Origin of the sequence: Exiguobacterium sp. Leaf196 (assembly GCF_001423965.1) — a bacterium.
In the GTDB taxonomy this organism is placed as follows: domain Bacteria; phylum Bacillota; class Bacilli; order Exiguobacteriales; family Exiguobacteriaceae; genus Exiguobacterium_A.
The window spans coordinates 419,588-436,900 of record NZ_LMPV01000001.1 but is presented as its reverse complement, the minus strand read 5'-3'; the positions used below and the strand labels follow the sequence as shown (position 1 = coordinate 436,900).

The following is a 17,313-nucleotide window of genomic DNA, read 5'->3' as shown; positions in this document are numbered from 1 at the left end:
TTCTCACTCGGATGCTTTTTCGAGATGTTTCAGTAGAAGGAAATAGGTATCCTTGACGGCGCGCAGTCGAATCATTCCCCGGTCGAACGATGGATATTGCCATTCGACGATGCGTGTTCCATGTGCGTCCGCAACAGCACAATAGACGGTTCCGACCACTTTTCCGCTGTTGCTTGTTGGACCTGCTTCCCCTGTCAACGCGACGGCGATATCGGATTGATACAGTTCGCGTACCCCTTCAGCCATCGCGATTGCGACTTCTTTACTGACAGCAGTATGCTCTCGTAACAAAACTTCCGGTACCGATAATACGCCTTGCTTCGCTGCATCATCATACACGACGGCGCTCCCACGCAACACTTGACTCGCACCGCTGACATCAACGAGTCCACTTGCGACAGCTCCTCCCGTCAGTGATTCGGCGAGTGACAGTGTCAATCCTGCTTCTTGATACCGTTTCAGTACGACTTCCGGCAGGCTTGTCTCGCCATATCCATAAAAGTACATGCCCACTTCAGCCAGTACGTGTTGTTCCAGTTCATCGAGCATACGGTCGGCTTCCTGTTGATCGAGTGCTTTAGCAGTCAGACGCAACCGTACTTCAGCGAGTTCCGCATAAGGGGCGACCGATGGATTGGTTGCTTCTTTGATTAACGTTTCCAGGCGATCGTTTAGAGCCGATTCTCCGATTCCGAAGAAACGTAGTGTTCGGGAACGGATTGTCTCTTGACCGAACAAATGACTGAAGTGATCTTTGAGGATTTGCTTCATCTCACGTGGCACACCGGGTAAAACGATATATTGGTGGTGCTCCGTCTGCACCGACATACCGGGAGCAAGACCCGCATCATTGCGTAAAACCGTCGCGCCAGCGATGACTAATGCTTGTTTCCGTTCATTGTTCGTCATCTCCCGTTGACGTGTCTTCAAGAATCCTTCGATTCTTTCGTACGCTGCTTGATCGAGAACGAGATCGCGCCCAAGCAGGTCAGCGAGCACCTCTTTCGTCAAGTCATCCTCGGTCGGTCCAAGCCCCCCTGTGATGACAAGGAGATCCGCCCGCTGTTGCGCCTGACGGAACGTTTCCTGCATCCGCTCGCGGTTGTCACCGACGACTGTATGATAATGAACGTCAATTCCTGCACTGGCTAGCCATTCGGAAAGGTACTGTGCATTCGTGTTGGCGATTTCTCCAAGGAGAAGCTCACTTCCGACTGCGATGATTTCTGCTTTCATGTTGATTCCTCACCTTCTTGAAGTATAAGAAAAGACTGTTCGGTATGACGAACAGTCTAAATTGATCCAACTTACATGGATTTCGTAATTAACTTGATGTTTTTCGAGAAATACTCGACGCCTGAATAGATCGTCAAGATAAGAGCAAGCCACATCGTGATATCTGCGAATGGAATATTCCACATCGCAAAAACGATATCGTGCAATAAATACGCTGTAATCGATGTCAACTGGACCCATGTCTTTGCTTTTCCAGAGTTTCCGGCAGCAAGAACGATGCCTTCGTCAGATGCGACAAGACGAAGACCTGTGACAGCGAACTCACGGCAGAGAATGATGACGACGATCCATGCCGCAACGAACTCAAGTTCCACAAGGTAGACGAGCGCAGCAGCGACTAACATCTTATCGGCAAGTGGATCCATGAATTTTCCAAAGTTCGTTACTAGATTTTGTTTGCGGGCGATATACCCATCGAGCCAGTCCGTCAGTGAAGCAACAAGGAAGATGATGGCTGCAACGAAGTGTGAGACGGGAAGTTCAGCTCCTAGTACATCCCACTGTCCCCAGTTCGGATCAATCGCAAGTACGATGACGAACACGGGAATTAATAAAACGCGTAATACTGTCAATTGATTCGGTAAGTTCATGTAACGCCCTCCTCCTTCATTTCATATGTAGATGAATATGCCATCTAAAAGAAGGCACGCCGGTTTACGGCGTGGCTTCTTTCTTCAGATAGATGTTTTGGACGAGAAGCGAACGGTTCAGTTTCAGTTCTTGGTCATTGACGACGATTTTATCAATCCCTTTAATCGAACCGATCCGGATCCGGATCAAGTCCGTCTTCGCGTCCTTCACGACGATCGGATTCGGATCCGACGCGTTGATGTGATCTGGCGCGAGTGCTTCTCCTTCAAGGGATGTATCACGCACACCAACGAATGGTGATGGAGAGGCATCTTTCTTGATTTGAATCGAGACACTCATCGTATCTTTCGTTGCGACTTCATAGGTGACATCTTGACCAGATGTCGACTTCGCAGCAAGCGCTTCTTTTTTAGGTTTTTCTTTTGTTTCTTCTTGTTTCGCCGGTTCTTCCTTCGGCTTTTCTTCTGTCTTCGCAGGCGCATCCGTTTCTTTACTCGGTGCGTCTCCTTGGTCGATCGTGACATCGTTTTGCTTCGGTGCAGACGTTTTTGCCTCTTCGTTACCGTCGAGGAACATCTGAAGTCCATAATACAAGGCAGCACCAATCGCAAAAATCAGCACGATGATGATGATGTTCGGAATCCAGCGCTTTGCAACGCTTTTCTTCGGTGCACTTGATTTCGAATACGTCGCGCGTCGTGATAATTCGACGACCGGTTGTGCCTCCGGTTCCGGAAGATCACGCTTATAGGTCGTGAAGACTTCGTCGACGTCAAGACCGAGTGCTTCCGCATATGTCTTGATGAAGGCCCGGGCGTAAAAAGCACCTGGTAATTGATCATAGTTGCCTTCTTCAATCGCGACGATGTAACGCTTTTGAATCTTCGTCGTCGTTTGAATTTGTTCGAGAGAGACGCCTAGCGCCTCTCGTTGTTCCTTTAAGTAGGTTCCGAGCTCGGTCATCGGTAACACACCTTCCATTTTTCATACTTATTCAAAGTTGAACCAATCATTTCCCCCATGGGAACGAGGCAGTTCAGTCACAATGATTTCTTCTGTCGTGTTGCGTAATTCAATGATGTAATCAAAATCATCCCACGTATATTCACTTGATTTGACGAATGCATCCGGATGTTCGACGATTTTCGTCGCCGGTAGTCGCATGACTTCGCGTAAAATCTGCCAGTGCCGTTCATCGAAATTCCGTTGCGACACCAAGGCATCGATGATGTAGACGTAATCCCCAGTCCGTTCGTCATCGAATAACGACGTTCGTACCGTCTGTTTGATCAGCGTCGAAGAAAGGAACAACCATTTCTTGTTCGCACTGACGCTTGCAGCGACGATCGATTCCGTCTTCCCGACTCGTGGCATACCGCGGACACCAATCAACAAGTGCCCATCCTGTTTACACAGCTCTGCCATGAAATCGACGAGAATCCCTAAGTCTTCCCGAACGAAGCGGAACGTCTTTCGTTCATCACTGCTTTGATCGATATAACGACCGTGACGAATCGCGATCCGATCACGCAGTTTTGGTTTTCGTAGTTTGATGACCTCTATGGTTGACATCGTCTTGAGAATAGCAGCGAGTCGTGGAATTTGATCCGGTTGTTTCGTTTGGAGCAACATACCGCGTCGTTGATGATCGACACCATTGATCGTCACGATCGAAATATGTAACATTCCCATCAACGAAGCAATGTCCCCGAGTATACCGGGACGGTTGACCTTTAATTCATATTCGAGATACCATTGCTCGAACTCACTCACGCGCCCATCCTCCTCTATTGATACGATTATCCATTCCTCATGTTAAATGATTTTTTGAAAAATGAAAAGCATTCCTGAACTGAAATTCCAATGCTTACATCCACGCACCATCTATTTTAAGGATGGCTCCCGACACATAACTCGATTCTGGTTGCACCAAGTAACGGATCGCGGAAGCTACTTCCTCTGCTTTTCCGAATCGTCCGGCAGGGATTTCAGCAATCGCTTCTGCCTTTTCATCCTCAGAAAAAATCGCGTTCATCGGCGTATCAATCCATCCTGGCGTAATCGCATTGATGCGTCCATGCATTGGTCCAAGTTCTTTACTGTATGCTTTGACGAAGCCCAGCTGTGCTGCCTTGCACGTCGAATAGGCAACTTCACCCGCGACACCTTGTTCCCCTAATACACTACTGATGACGACGATCGCCAGCTGCGACGTAAACGGTTTCGTCCGCGTCACGGTTTGACTGATGCGCATCAACGCATCGACATGTATTCTCCAAAGTTCACTCATTGATGTTGCCGATTGATCGAGCAACAGACCGCTATAACTCGTTCCGGCACAATGGACGAAGGCATCGACGACAGGTAACGCCGTACAAAATGCCTGCAAGTCCTCATCATCCGCTAAATTCGCCGTCAGGATGTGGTGCTCTCCTTGCCACTCCTCTATCATCCGTTCCAAAACCGCTTGCTGTCGATACGTCTGAAGCACCAATTCATGTCCGGCGGCAGCAAGTTGTTTTGCTGCCGCAAGACCAATGGCGCCACTCGCACCGGTGATGAGGATTCGCATCACGCGTACGGTTTGACGATTGAGATCGCCCGGTTTTCAATGGCGAACAACTCGTCGAAACGGGCTTCAATCTCTTCTTTCGTAATCGAAGCAATCAATGTCGGAAGCGTGAACAGATTCGTACCGGCAAGTGCGTGACGCGAGAACTGATTAGCAATGAATTCCGGTGAATTCAAGGCACGGAGGAATTTCCCTTGCATCATGTTCCGCTTGCGCGTGACCTCGTCTTCCGTAAAGTCAGGACGAGTTTGCAGAAGTGTCTCATACGCTTGGATAAACTTGTCTGGATCCTCTGTCTCCATGCCGAACGTCGCGAAGGCGAACTCTTCTTCACTCGAGTAATCAAAGCTGAACGTATCGTCGATCAGACCGTCTTCATACAATTCCAAATACGTCGATGATGTTTGATCGAATAAGAGGTGCAATAATAATTCACTCGTCAACTCACGACGGACTTGTGCTTCGCCGCGGACAGATTCGTCTTTGTAGCCGATCAATACCTTCGGTGTCTTGACGTCGAGCTCGAGTTCAAGACGTGGACGATGCACGCCGTGCGGTTCTTGACCGTAATCCCGTTCAATCGCCGGGCGATCCGTATAATCCTTCTTCGCCTGATTCGCCTTGATCAATGCCAGCGTCTCTTCCGGGTCGATGTTTCCGACGACGAACAACACCATGTTTGATGGATGATAGAACGTACGATAGCACGTGTATAGGTCATCGGCTGTGATTTGATTGATCGATTCCGGTGTTCCTGCGATATCGATTCGGACCGGATGCGTCGCATACATCGATTCGATTAGACCGAAGAACAGACGCCACCCTGGATTATCTTGATACATCTGAATTTCCTGCGTGATGATCCCCTTCTCTTTTTCAACGCTTTCCGGCGTGAAGTAGGGATCTTGTACGAAATCGATCAATGTCTCGAGGTTTTGTTCGATCAGTGACGTTGCTGAGAACAAGTACGCTGTTCGTGAGAACGAGGTAAAGGCGTTCGCTGAGGCACCGAGACGACCGAACTCTTGGAAGACGTCACCTTTTTCGGATTCAAACATCTTATGCTCGAGGAAGTGGGCGATGCCGTCCGGTACCGTGATCCATTCCTCTCCTTTTTTAAATCGTTGATCAATCGAACCATAACGTGTCGTAAACGTCGCATACGTCTTTTCGTATCCTTTTTTTTGCAACAGATAGACGGATAAGCCATTATCGAGCTGCTCGTGGTATACCGTTTCGTCTGTATCGTGATAAGTCAGTTGTTCCATCATGCTTCACCTCGCAATAGATATACGGCATCTAGATCGATTGCCGTTGCTAATCGAACGACGTCTTCACGTGTCGCCGTCTCGATGATGTGGATCTCATCTTCAAGTGTCAGTCCACGCATCTTCGAACCATTCAACCAACCAATCAATTGCCCCGGCTGATCAAGAATTTGACGGCGCGCATTGATCAACATCGCCTTCGTCTGTGTCAATTCTTCATCCGTGAACTGTCCCGCCTTCAAATCAACGAGTTGCTCTAGGATGATTTTCTCGGCACGTTCCGCTTCTTTTGTGTCAACCCCTGCATAGACGTAGAGTGCACTGTTTAATGCCGCATATCGTGAAGCCGCATAATACGCGAGACTCTCTTTTTCACGGACATTCATGAACAGTTTCGAATGTGGGAATCCACCGAACAGACCGTTGACGATTTGCATCCGGATTGAATCGGCAGACGTCGGATCGACCGCTACCCGGTAACCAAGGTGCAGCTTCCCTTGTTTGATCGGTTGCGTTTCGCTCGACCGTTTCACACCGTTGACCGGTTTTTGTTCAGGGATGTAATGGCTGACTTTTTCTGAGTGCGATGGCAAGAAGGACAACGCATCTTCCATTTCCTCCTTCGTCACCTGTCCGACGACGAAGACATCGATTCGATCGTCTTCGATCATCGAACGGTATGTATCACGCAAGGACGATGGAGTGATCCGTTCGAGTTCTTCGATTGTCCCAAGCGATGGTAACGAGACGGCTTCACCTGGTGCCATCAATTCAAGGAGACGCTGCTGTGCGTAGCGCATCTTATCGTCGTACAGCGAGCTGATTCGTAAGGCATGCAGTCGCTTTTCTTGTTTGACGAACTGTTCGCGGAAACCACTTTCCGTCAAGTCTGGATACAGCACCATTTGCTCTAGCAATTCAAGTGCTTCTTTTAATAACGACGGGTGATGGACGAGTTCTCCACGGACGACATCAAGTTGGAACGAGATGACGTGCTCTTCTCCGAACTTCGACGCGTCCGCATAAAGCCCCGCATCATATAATGTCTCAAGTGGCTCACGTAATGCTTTCATCGACGGATAAGTAGCTGTCGATTTTTCCATGATGTATGGTAAAATCGCGCGGCTAGTCAGTGTTTTCGCCTCTAGCGGTGCTGAAAACGTGACGAGGATCGTCGTCGTCTTGAATTTATCGGTCGGAACGAGGTGGAAGCTCGTTCCTTCCTTTTTCCATGTGCTAAATGACTGACTCATTACTCTCCATCCTTTCGTTTGAACACATGCGCACTGCGAACGTATTCAATATCTGCTTTTTGGTTAACGGCATTCTCATAACGGGCTGCTGTAAAAAAGAAATCACTGAGCCGATTGATGAACGGTAACAAATGAGCCGTTTGGGGAACATCGATCATCGAACGTTCGACGCGACGGCAGACCGTCCGTGCCACATGCAATGTCGCGGCCGCTTCCGTTCCGCCTGGTAAGATGAACTTGTCGAGTGGTGGCGATAATTCCGTTAAACTATCAATCCAACTTTCTAAATCAACTGTTGCTTCCTGACTTAACCGTGATGGACGAGGTTCGACATACATCAAGTCACTGCCACAGTCGAACAACGCATGCTGGATGACCGTCAATTGTTCTCGTACTTCGATCGATGATGCTTTGGTCCGAGCAAGTCCGACGAAGCTATTCAATTCATCGAGTTCTCCCATCAAGCTGATCAATCGATCATTTTTTTTGACTCTCCCACCGACAAGGGATGTTTCTCCTTCATCGCCTGATTTCGTATAAATTTTCATGTTTTATTCACTCCTATAGCGAAAGGAAGCGACTCATAATGTTCGCTTCCTTTGTTTTTTTGGTAATCGGATTCGGAAAGTCGCTCCTTCTCCTAAGCGGCTGTCGACTTCGACCTCTCCACCATGAGCACGGACGACGTTCGCGACGATCGCAAGACCAATTCCTGTACCGGTCTTACCGCGCGTTCGTGCCTTGTCCGCCTTATAGAAACGATCAAAGACGAAAGGTAGATCTTCTTCCGGAATCCCGTCACCTGAATCGATGACGGATAATGTAATGTCTTCCCTATCTTCGTCAATCTTAATCTTGATTTCTCCGTTCTCCGTATAACGAAGGGCGTTTCCAAGAAGATTCGTTAAGACTTGTTCCATCTGATCCGGATCGGCGTCAAATGTGATGTTCGGACCGGAAACCGAGAAAGTGACCTGCTTATCGCGTCCCATTTGTTTGAATTTCTTGATGACTCGCTGTGCAAACGAGACCGTTTCGATGGCTTCAATCCGTAACTCCTGATAACCGGCTTCCATCCGCGCGAGATCGAGTAGATCATTGACGAGACGGGACAAGCGTTGCGATTCATCATAGATGATTGATGCAAATTCTTTCGTCGCCTCGTCACTTTCCGTCATCCCGTCGACGATCGCTTCCGAATACCCTTGCAACATGACGAGTGGCGTCCGCAGTTCATGGCTGACATTCGCGACGAAGTCGGCCCGCATCTTCTCCAGTTGTTGTGCTTCCGTCATGTCGCGCAGGACAGCGACCGCTCCGATCTGCTCTTCTTGTTCGAGTAACGGACTGACGATGATGATGTAAAAGCGTCCTTCCCGTTCAAACGAAACCGTCATCTCTGTCTCTTCCTTCATGACTGTCTGGAACAGCTCGATCAGTTCATCCGGTACGGGAGAACCTGCAAGAAATGCTTCAGCTGGTGGATTCGTCGCGAGTAGCTCACCTGATTTTGAGAACGTCAACACGCCGTCTGCCATACAGCGCAGAATCGAGGAGAGCAAATGCCGCTCCTTATCGAGATCCGTGACGTATTGATTGAGTTGGCTACTCATCTCGTTAAAGGCAAGCGCTAAGTCACCAATCTCATCACGTGAACGTTGCGTCAGGCTTTGATCGAATTTCCCTTCACCGGCCTCAACGACGGCTTGACGAATCGTCCGTAGTGGTGCGGTGATCCGTGTCGATAGGAAGAAAGCAAAGACGGTCGTCCCGATGATCGCTAACAAGACACAGAGCTGAATGATTTGACGTGCGCCTTCATTCGCTTGCTCGATATTCGTCAATTGTTCGATCAAGTAGATCGTTCCGTTGCCGCTATCCGTAATGAGCGGTGCTCGATACGCGAGTGCCGCCTTTCCATCGAAGGTCTCGTAATTACCGATTGCCGTTTCACCTTCTTCACCATCGATCGCTTTCCAGTTCTGACGTTCGAGCTCCTTGATAATCCGGTTCGCTTTCGCTTGTGAAATGTTCGCTTCGACAGAATCGTCCTGGGTCTTCGCAATTAATGTCGCGCCATATATATCCGTGATTTCGACAGCAGTACTCGATCCTTCCTCGATACCGGAGTGCGCCTGAAAGACGGTCTCGACTTGTTGACCGAGCTTTGCAAGGTGCCCCCGCTCCTGTTCGATATGAAAAGAGTTGAAAAATTCAAGTAACAAGATCGTCAAGGCGATCAAGACGACCGAGACAAGCAATAGGATCGTGCCCCATAGTTTGATGACTACACTTTGCAACCATTTCATCGTCAGGTCGGACTATTCTCGAACTTGTATCCGACACCCCAGACCGTCGTGATCATTTGAGCAGCGTTCGGAGACAAACGATTCAGCTTTTCACGCAGACGTTTGACGTGTGTATCGACCGTCCGAAGATCCCCAAAAAATTCATAGTTCCAGACTTCCTTGAGTAGTTGTTCGCGTGAGAATACTTTGTCCGTTTGTTTTGCCAAGAAATACAGGAGTTCATATTCTTTTGGTGTTAAATTGACTTCTTGTGATTCAACCGTCACGCGGTGTGCGTCATTATCAATCGTCAAATGTGGGAAGACGATGACATCTTTTGTTTTCGCATCCGTATGGAGGAATTTCGTTGCACTCGCTCGGCGAAGGATTGCTTTGACACGCAAAACGACTTCACGTGGACTGAATGGTTTGACGATATAATCATCTGCCCCCATTTCAAACCCATGGACGCGATTCGTTTCTTCACCTTTTGCCGTCAGCATGACGACCGGCGTCGCTTTCGTTTTCCGTAGTTCTTCACAAACTTGCATCCCGTCCATCTTCGGCATCATCAAGTCGAGGAGAATGACATCGTATTCTGTCTCAAGCGCCATTTCAAGCGCCGTCTCTCCATTGTCTGCTTCCTCGATCGTGAAATTTTCCCGCTCCAGATACATCTTCAACAGGCGACGAATTCGTTCCTCATCGTCGACGACTAAAATACGTGCTTCTTCTGACATGCTGTCTCCTCCTATAAACTAAACTCTACTCCTCTATCCTACTACTCTTTTAGTATACTATGAAACGAAAAGAATGGCTTGCACTGGTTGATTTCCCCTAAACGATACTCTTTTGTCAGAGAAACATGAAAAAGCAGCGGACCGTTTCCGGATCCGCTGCTTTTCTTTTCCTTATGCGTACGAGTGTAATCCCGCTACGACAAGGTTGACGAAGACAAGGTTGAACATGATGACAGCAAAACCACCAACACATAACCATGCTGATTTTTTACCGATCCACCCACGCTGGATGCGCATGTGGAGATAGAACACGTAGAAGAGCATCGTGATCAGTGCCCAAACCTCTTTCGGGTCCCAGCCCCAATAGCGGCTCCATGCCATTTGCGCCCAAATCATTGCGAAGATTAATCCGCCAAGGATAAAGATCGGAAGACCGATTGCGATCGCACGGTAACTAATCTCATCAGCTGTTTCTAGATCAATCTTCCGCGCGATTGGTTTCAGACTCTCTGCGACACGCTTACGGAGAACTACGAAACGTAGCAACACATATAAGACGACCCCACCAATGACTGACCATAAGACCGTATTGACCTTATTCGCATTCAAGAAGTTCGGCAATTCAATGACGGCACCTGAACCAGATAAGACTTTTCCGTTCTCAGGACCTGTCAGAACCGGCATCGTGTATTCATGTGTCATCTTCGCACCATTCTTCGCGACGTATTCGATCGTTGATGCAGAACCTGTTGCTTTGAACAAGAGGCCGACGAGGATGTAACCAACGACACAAACGAGTGAGAACATGACGATCTCAAGCCATGTCCGTGTTTTCGATTCTTTATTGAAATCCGTCGCGTGGACCAGATAGAGCAATCCGGTCGCAAAACTGACAGCGAGAATCCCCTCACCGAGCGCTGCCGTCGTAACGTGGATTTTGAGCCAGACACTTTGAAGTGCCGGAATCAAGGGTTGGACCTCATCCGGGAACATCGACGCATAAGCGATGACGAGCAAGGCAACCGGCATTGCAATCAAGCCAAGGACATTGTTTTTATAGATGGCATAGACGATTAAGAATCCAAGGACCATCATCATACCAAAGAATGTCGTGTATTCGTATAAGTTCGAGACCGGAACGTGTCCAGCACCCGCCCAGCGCGTAAAGAAATACCCTAACTGAGCAAGAAAACCGATGATCGCGAGCGTATAGGCGATCTTACCAGAACGTGTCGGACCTTTTTTACCACTCGTCGCAACAGCGAAAAAACCTGTACTGACGAGGTAGACGATGAATGACGTTAGGAGCAGATTACTGCTCAACTGAAGCATGTTCATTTAGCTTCCCCCTCTTCCCGCAACTTTTGTCGGTCCTCAAGTTCTGGTAGACCAACTTCCGTCAACGCGAGATTGGCTTCTTTTTGAAGCCCTAATGCGTTTTTGTTCGTAAATCCAGCAATCTGAATGCGACCGTTCTTCTCACGTAACCAGAGACGACGGTGCGGCCAGTACATCCCGATCAATAGACCTGCCATGAAGATGATGCCACCCGCAAAGAGGAATGGGAGCGTCAAGTCTTTCTTGATTCGGACACCTGAGATGTTTGAGAGCTCCGTACCGGCAAACGCCATCTTGTACTGGTTCTCATCCCCACCGACATTCAGCTTGATACCAATCAAACTACGCTCCCCTTTTGGGTGCTCCGGTGATTTGATATTAAAGACGAACGCCGGATTGACAGGACGTCCAGAATTGGTCGTCGGCTGTCCATCCTTGACGACGAAATCAGGCAAGAAATCCTTCAATTCGACATCATAGCCGTTTTTCAACTTGTATGTCTCTTTTGGTTCACGTAAATCGACCTTGATCGTATCCACGACTTTACCTGTCTTTTGGTTGACGATGCTAAACGACATCGTCTTAAATTCTGGATCTGCCGCGTATTGTTCTTGGAAGACTTGGAAATCATCGAATTCGAATGGACGGTTGACTGCCGTCTCACCTGATTTGACTTCTTCGAGTTTCGGTTTGAAATCACTTGTCTCTCCGACTCTTTTATAGAGCGTCATCTTCGTGTCGTAGTTTTTCGGTACATTTCCGCCCGCTGCTTCAAGTGATTTCTTGAATTTTGCGTCCACCTTCTCAGGATCATAAAACTCGATATTGAACGCCTCATTCTTCAAGTAATACGTGTTGTCTGTCGCCTCGATCGGTAATGTTTCTCCTTCACGAAGCCAAAGCAGTTCATCTTCATGCATGCCCGGTACGACCCGAAGCATCGCCCCTCCGAAGAATAGTACAAGACCGATATGGTTGATGTAAGGACCCCATCGTCCAAAACGTTGCTTTTCCGCTAAGAGCGCCCCGTCTTGCCGACGAACTTTATAGCCCTTTTTCTCAAGTAACGGTGCGATCGCATCGATTTTTTTGACGTCTCCAGTCGCTTCAGCGCCAAATCGCTGACCATTCATGAAACGGTCCGACTGGATGACCGGTTGTTTCTTCAATGCTCGGTAGAGCGGGAAGAAGCGGTCAATCGACACGATGATGATCGATAAGAGTAACAGTGTGATTAATCCGATGTACCACCATGATTCAAACAGGTTGTGGAATCCTAACGTATAGTAGATATCCCCTGCCGTACCGTATTCTTTTTGATAAAATTCTTCCGGTGGTGTTGCCTGCGGAATATACATCTCTTGCGGGAAGATCGTACCGACCCCACTCGCGATGATGATCAGACCGATCAGCCATAACCCAACCTTGACGGACGAGAAGAACGTCCATGCCCGGTCGATCCAAGATGGATTTTTACGTTTCGAACGAAGTTCTGCTTCCTCGTAACGCATGTCCAGTTGTTTAAAATCTTCTTGCTCCTGCATCCTTAAATCCCCCTTCGATGCGTTACTGGTTCGCCTTCTTCACCATCTCTTCCAGCTTCGCTTGATCAATCTCACCTTCGTATTTCTCGACGACCTCACCTTTTTTGTTGATGATGAACGTCACAGGTAAGTTGTAGATCCCGTAAGCCTTCTCGACCGAACTATTCGTATCCATGAGGATCGGATAATCCGTTCCGCCGATATCCTTGATGAAGCTTGAGACTCGAACCGGTGTTTCTCCGACATTGACCGCTACGAAATTGACACCTTGATCCTGCATCATCTGATAGTTGTCATTGATCAAAGGCATCTCTTTCTTACATGGTTCACAGAATGTCCCCCAGAAATTGAGTAAAAGTCCTTTTCCTTTGTATTCATCCATCGAGTGCTGTTTCTCACCGTATAAATCGACGAGCGCGAAACCAGGAGCATCATCGCCAGCCATGACACGTCCGTTTTTATCGCGTGTCGCCTGATCGACGAATTGCATGATGACAACTGCGCCTGCAAACAAGACCATCGTCATGATCATCAGACGCCAGAAGGAGCGTTTCTTCTTTTTTTGCTGGGCCGCTGCTAAGCGTTCTTCCGGATTTTGTTTTGTTTTTTTCATATTTTACCGCCTCCACCCATATTGTACTTGAAATCGCTTAAACGTTGACAAAATGTGAAATTCGTTAATCGTTTTGTCACAAAAAAAGAAAACTCAACCCGGAGGATGAGCTTCTCGCTTTACAAATTAACGTTTTTTTGTGTTCTTACGTCTTTTCGTAGGTGGAGCGGCTGGATCCGCTAGCTCACGCAATTGATTGACTTCTTTTTTTGAAAGTTCACGCCACTCGCCAGAAGTAAGACCTGCCAGTGTCAAGAAACCGAACTGTTCACGTTTCAACTTCAAGACTTCTGAACCGAGTGTCTCGACCATTTGACGGACTTGGCGGTTATGTCCCTCGTAGATGACCATTTCGAGGATAGCCGTGTTTTTCTTCTTATCGATGTCACGCATCTCGACGCGTGCTTTCCCTGTCTTAAAGCCGTCCGGCAAGACGACGCCTTTTTCAAGACCTTTGACGTGGAAATATTCCGGTACGCCTTTGATTTTGACGATGTAACGCTTCGGTACCTTATACTTCGGGTGAAGCAGAAGGTTTGAGAATTCACCGTCATTCGTCATCAACAGAAGACCGCTCGTATTGTAGTCGAGACGACCGACTGGGAAGACACGATGACCCGGTGGTACGAGATCGACGACCGTCTTACGTCCTTTATCGTCTTCAACCGTCGAGACGACACCTGTTGGTTTATATAGCATGTAATAAACGTGCTCTTCCCGCTCGAGCTTGACACCATCGACTTCGACTTCCGCTCGCGCCCCGACCTTCGTACCGAGCTCCGTGATGACTTTACCGTTGACCTTAACGCGACCTGCTGTGATCAATTCTTCTGATTTACGCCGCGAAGCGACACCTGCTTGTGCGATGATTTTTTGTAACCGTTCCATTAATTCACTCTCTCCTCTAATGAGGGATCATTTCGGAAGAAGAGGTCTCCATCCGATTCGAACGTTTCTTCGAACTCGAGTGGCGGTAACTCTTCAATGCTATTTAGACCAAAATGGTCCAGGAAATGATCCGTCGTTTTATACAGTTTCGCGCGACCGACGCCTTTGGCGCGTCCCGCTTCTTCAATCAAACCTTTTGCACTTAACGTATGGATGACACGCTCCGTCTTGACGCCACGAACGACTTCGATGTCAGCACGTGTGACGGGTTGTTTATACGCGATGATGACGAGAGTCTCCATTGCTGCTCGAGACAAGGAGTCTTCTGCAAGTGAACCCGCATACGCCTGAATATACGGCGACATCTCTTTTCGTGTCACCATCTTAAAGACGCCACCCGACTCTACGATTTGCAACACCCGTTGCTCTGCTTCAAACATCGTCTGAAGAGCCAGTAACTGTTCACGCGCCGCCGCTTCACTGATCTCTAGTGCTTGACTGAGACCACGTGGGTCGATGCCGTCATCGCCGACGACGAATAACAAGCTTTCAATGATTTGTTCATACGCCAATCTGACTCTCCTCCTTCACCATGCTACGCAACAAGATGTCATCCGTCATTTGTTCACAATCAATGACGCGTTGCTTCACGAGTTCTAGGACGGCGAGGAAACTGACGACCAGTTCTTCGACCGTCGGCTGCTCCACAAAAAAGCCAAAGAATGTCGTACGCTCACGCGTCGCGACGTAACGAGCGACAGACTCCATCTGTTGCTCAAGTGACCGTTCTTCCCGTTTGACCGTCTTCGAACGACGCACCTTCCAAGCTTCCCGTTGACGCATTTTTTCATATGCACGCAATAAATCACTTAGTGATAACGTACCATTATACTCTTGTGCGTCCGTATCGAGATAGCGCATCAAATCTTCTGGTTGTTTCGAGAACAGCTCAAGGCGTGCCTCTTCCTTTTCCTTCAGGACGAGGGCTGCTTCCTTATATGCCTTATACTCGATCAACTGTTGAATCAGACCTTCTCGTGTCGGTTCTTCCTCGAAATCGGGAATCTCATCATATTCCGTCTGTTCGATCGGCAAGAGTTGTTTGCTTTTCAGTTGCAACAGCGTCGCTGCCATGACAAGATATTCACTAGCAATATCTAGTTCAAGATGTTGCATCGCACGGATATAGGACACATATTGATCCGTCACCATGGAAACGGATATATCATAAATATCGATTTCTAATTTACCAACCAAGTGTAACAGCAAGTCCAGCGGGCCTTCAAACGCATCCATCTTTACACTGTATGATTCCATGATTCTCCCTGCCCATCAACGTTTTTTGCGCCTTAGTATACCATACAACGGATGGGTTCGACTATGTTATATTCAAAAGGAAGAGGTGATTCCATGAATCCGATCGAGCGATTCGTATTTGAATTCAACATCCGGCACGATTACTTCGAGTGCCATGAAATCTTAGAGGAAGTCTGGCAAGAAGGACAACGCCAGGACGAAGCACTTGTTGGTTTAATTCAATTCGCCGTCGCCCGCTATCATCACCGCCGCGGCAATACGACTGGGGCACAGCGGACATATGCGAAAGCATTTGATAAAATCGAACGCCACCGGGCAACACTGATTGCGTCCGGGATCGACGTCTCATATTTGCTGGATTATCGGAACCACTTTACGGAGCCGGTCTATCGACACATTCCGTTACCAGTCTTCCCGGACGTCATCCGAACCGTCGCCCTGGAAGCGACAGCACCTGATCTCGACTACGTGACGCATAAACATCGTTTGCGTGATCGTACGGATGTCGTTCTTGCACGGCAAGAAGCGCTACAAAACCGAAGAGACCGGTCCATCTAAGCCATGGACCGGTCTTTTTATTGATTTTTCCATTTGTCGACGAGGCGTTGCGTCTCTTCGGTCGCACCCGTAATATCCGTTCGAAGCAATTTGGCTGCTTCATCGAGTAGGAGATACGACATCCGTTCTCCACGGAAAGACGGTGATAACGCGATATGTTTCAATTCAGCATGGCCATCCATTAATTGAAACCCGATGACACCGACGAAATCCTCATCTTGTTTGTACAAATACAAGCGTTGGTCTTCTTCCTGTTCATAGGCTTGAACCGTTTCAAGCAAATACTTCGGATCCTTCACTTCGCACGAAAAAGCGATCAGCCCCATCGCGGTCCGTTCATTCAACTTCTTATATTTTACTAGCATGTGATTCTACACCTTCCTAATTTCAACAACTCTCAGGAGCATGAACGACTGAGACTCATTCATTCTACACCTTCTCACACAGAATTACTGCATTTTTTTCATAATCCATGAAAAAGGCAGGAGACCGTCATGTGACGTCCCCTGCATCTGAATCATGCTTGTTCTTCCATCACTTGGATGAAAGCACGCATGTAATCTGGTAGATCAGGCGGGCGACGGCTCGAGACGATATGTCCGTCGACGACGACGGCTTCATCGTGCCAAATCGCACCTGCATTCGTCATGTCATCCTTGATTCCTGGCGTACTCGTGACATTAACACCTTTTAAGATGCCAGCAGAGATCAGCACCCAACCAGCATGGCAGATTTGACCAATTGGTTGTTTGTTTTGGTCAAAATGACGCACCATGTTCAGGACAGAGTCAAAGCGGCGTAACAAATCGGGTGACCAACCACCTGGAACAAGAATTGCATCGTATTCGGCTGGATTGATCTCGTCGAACGTCTTATTCGATTTGATTGGGACGCCATACTTCCCGATGTACGTCTCGTCTGACTTCTCCCCGACGATGTCGACGATCGCGCCTTCTTCACGTAAGCGATGGACAGGATACCATAATTCTAAATCCTCGAAGTCATTGCTGACGACTTGGATGATTCGTTTTCCTTCTAAACGCATGA

The 17,313-nt window shown here is 48.2% G+C and carries 19 protein-coding genes; 1 reads left to right on the top strand and 18 read right to left on the bottom strand.

What is annotated here, in order from left to right:
* Positions 1 to 3: 3 nt before the first annotated feature.
* The 16 genes from ASG02_RS02280 to ASG02_RS02205 form a co-directional block, all read right to left on the bottom strand.
* Positions 4 to 1,236 carry a competence/damage-inducible protein A gene (locus ASG02_RS02280; RefSeq protein WP_056060439.1) on the bottom strand — a complete coding sequence of 411 codons (1,233 nt, stop codon included), beginning with the start codon at positions 1,234 to 1,236 and terminating at the stop codon, positions 4 to 6.
* Between the two features lie 71 nt (positions 1,237 to 1,307).
* The gene (pgsA, locus tag ASG02_RS02275; protein WP_056060438.1) at positions 1,308 to 1,886 is read right to left on the bottom strand and encodes a CDP-diacylglycerol--glycerol-3-phosphate 3-phosphatidyltransferase; all 579 of its coding nucleotides are present in this window, start codon (positions 1,884 to 1,886) and stop codon (positions 1,308 to 1,310) included.
* 64 nt (positions 1,887 to 1,950) lie between these two features.
* Positions 1,951 to 2,850 carry a RodZ family helix-turn-helix domain-containing protein gene (locus ASG02_RS02270; RefSeq protein ID WP_056061909.1) on the bottom strand — a complete coding sequence of 300 codons (900 nt, stop codon included), beginning with the start codon at positions 2,848 to 2,850 and terminating at the stop codon, positions 1,951 to 1,953.
* Positions 2,851 to 2,877: 27 nt separating this feature from the next.
* Entirely contained in the window at positions 2,878 to 3,660 is a 783-nt protein-coding gene (locus ASG02_RS02265) for a DUF3388 domain-containing protein (RefSeq protein ID WP_023467698.1), read from the bottom strand.
* Positions 3,661 to 3,754: 94 nt separating this feature from the next.
* Positions 3,755 to 4,459 (bottom strand): elongation factor P 5-aminopentanone reductase, encoded by a 705-nt coding sequence (gene ymfI, locus ASG02_RS02260; RefSeq protein ID WP_056060433.1) that lies wholly within the window; start codon positions 4,457 to 4,459, stop codon positions 3,755 to 3,757.
* A complete protein-coding gene (yfmH, locus tag ASG02_RS02255; RefSeq protein ID WP_231496875.1) occupies positions 4,459 to 5,730 on the bottom strand; it encodes an EF-P 5-aminopentanol modification-associated protein YfmH in 1,272 nt (423 codons plus the stop codon). The genes ymfI and yfmH overlap by 1 nt, the downstream gene beginning before the upstream one ends.
* The gene (gene yfmF, locus ASG02_RS02250) at positions 5,727 to 6,980 is read right to left on the bottom strand and encodes an EF-P 5-aminopentanol modification-associated protein YfmF (protein ID WP_056060431.1); all 1,254 of its coding nucleotides are present in this window, start codon (positions 6,978 to 6,980) and stop codon (positions 5,727 to 5,729) included. Before yfmF ends, yfmH begins: the two co-directional genes overlap by 4 nt.
* Complete coding sequence (locus ASG02_RS02245) at positions 6,980 to 7,528, bottom strand: cob(I)yrinic acid a,c-diamide adenosyltransferase (RefSeq protein WP_056060428.1); 549 nt, start codon at positions 7,526 to 7,528, stop codon at positions 6,980 to 6,982. The genes yfmF and ASG02_RS02245 overlap by 1 nt, the downstream gene beginning before the upstream one ends.
* 33 nt (positions 7,529 to 7,561) lie before the next feature.
* Positions 7,562 to 9,289: an ATP-binding protein gene (locus ASG02_RS02240; protein ID WP_056060425.1), complete on the bottom strand. Its 1,728-nt coding sequence runs from the start codon at positions 9,287 to 9,289 to the stop codon at positions 7,562 to 7,564.
* A 2-nt stretch (positions 9,290 to 9,291) separates the two neighbouring features.
* Positions 9,292 to 10,008, bottom strand: coding sequence for a response regulator transcription factor (locus tag ASG02_RS02235; protein WP_035408876.1), 717 nt, complete (start codon positions 10,006 to 10,008; stop codon positions 9,292 to 9,294).
* A 171-nt stretch (positions 10,009 to 10,179) separates the two neighbouring features.
* Complete coding sequence (gene ccsB / locus ASG02_RS02230; RefSeq protein WP_035408879.1) at positions 10,180 to 11,346, bottom strand: c-type cytochrome biogenesis protein CcsB; 1,167 nt, start codon at positions 11,344 to 11,346, stop codon at positions 10,180 to 10,182.
* Positions 11,343 to 12,890 carry a cytochrome c biogenesis protein ResB gene (locus ASG02_RS02225; RefSeq protein WP_082478640.1) on the bottom strand — a complete coding sequence of 516 codons (1,548 nt, stop codon included), beginning with the start codon at positions 12,888 to 12,890 and terminating at the stop codon, positions 11,343 to 11,345. The genes ccsB and ASG02_RS02225 overlap by 4 nt, the downstream gene beginning before the upstream one ends.
* 22 nt (positions 12,891 to 12,912) lie before the next feature.
* A complete protein-coding gene (locus ASG02_RS02220) occupies positions 12,913 to 13,503 on the bottom strand; it encodes a redoxin domain-containing protein (protein ID WP_035408882.1) in 591 nt (196 codons plus the stop codon).
* A 126-nt stretch (positions 13,504 to 13,629) separates the two neighbouring features.
* Positions 13,630 to 14,391 carry a pseudouridine synthase gene (locus tag ASG02_RS02215; protein ID WP_056060423.1) on the bottom strand — a complete coding sequence of 254 codons (762 nt, stop codon included), beginning with the start codon at positions 14,389 to 14,391 and terminating at the stop codon, positions 13,630 to 13,632.
* Positions 14,391 to 14,963: an SMC-Scp complex subunit ScpB gene (gene scpB, locus ASG02_RS02210; RefSeq protein ID WP_056060419.1), complete on the bottom strand. Its 573-nt coding sequence runs from the start codon at positions 14,961 to 14,963 to the stop codon at positions 14,391 to 14,393. The genes ASG02_RS02215 and scpB overlap by 1 nt, the downstream gene beginning before the upstream one ends.
* A complete protein-coding gene (locus tag ASG02_RS02205; protein WP_056060416.1) occupies positions 14,953 to 15,708 on the bottom strand; it encodes a segregation/condensation protein A in 756 nt (251 codons plus the stop codon). Before ASG02_RS02205 ends, scpB begins: the two co-directional genes overlap by 11 nt.
* A 93-nt stretch (positions 15,709 to 15,801) precedes the next feature.
* Between ASG02_RS02205 and ASG02_RS02200 the strand changes: the two genes are divergently transcribed.
* Positions 15,802 to 16,266, top strand: coding sequence for a DUF309 domain-containing protein (locus ASG02_RS02200; protein WP_056060413.1), 465 nt, complete (start codon positions 15,802 to 15,804; stop codon positions 16,264 to 16,266).
* A gap of 17 nt (positions 16,267 to 16,283) precedes the next feature.
* Here ASG02_RS02200 and ASG02_RS02195 read toward each other — a convergent pair whose 3' ends face one another.
* Positions 16,284 to 16,631, bottom strand: coding sequence for a GNAT family N-acetyltransferase (locus ASG02_RS02195; RefSeq protein WP_023467684.1), 348 nt, complete (start codon positions 16,629 to 16,631; stop codon positions 16,284 to 16,286).
* A gap of 152 nt (positions 16,632 to 16,783) precedes the next feature.
* Positions 16,784 to 17,311 (bottom strand): type 1 glutamine amidotransferase domain-containing protein, encoded by a 528-nt coding sequence (locus tag ASG02_RS02190; protein WP_056060410.1) that lies wholly within the window; start codon positions 17,309 to 17,311, stop codon positions 16,784 to 16,786.
* Positions 17,312 to 17,313: the final 2 nt, after the last annotated feature.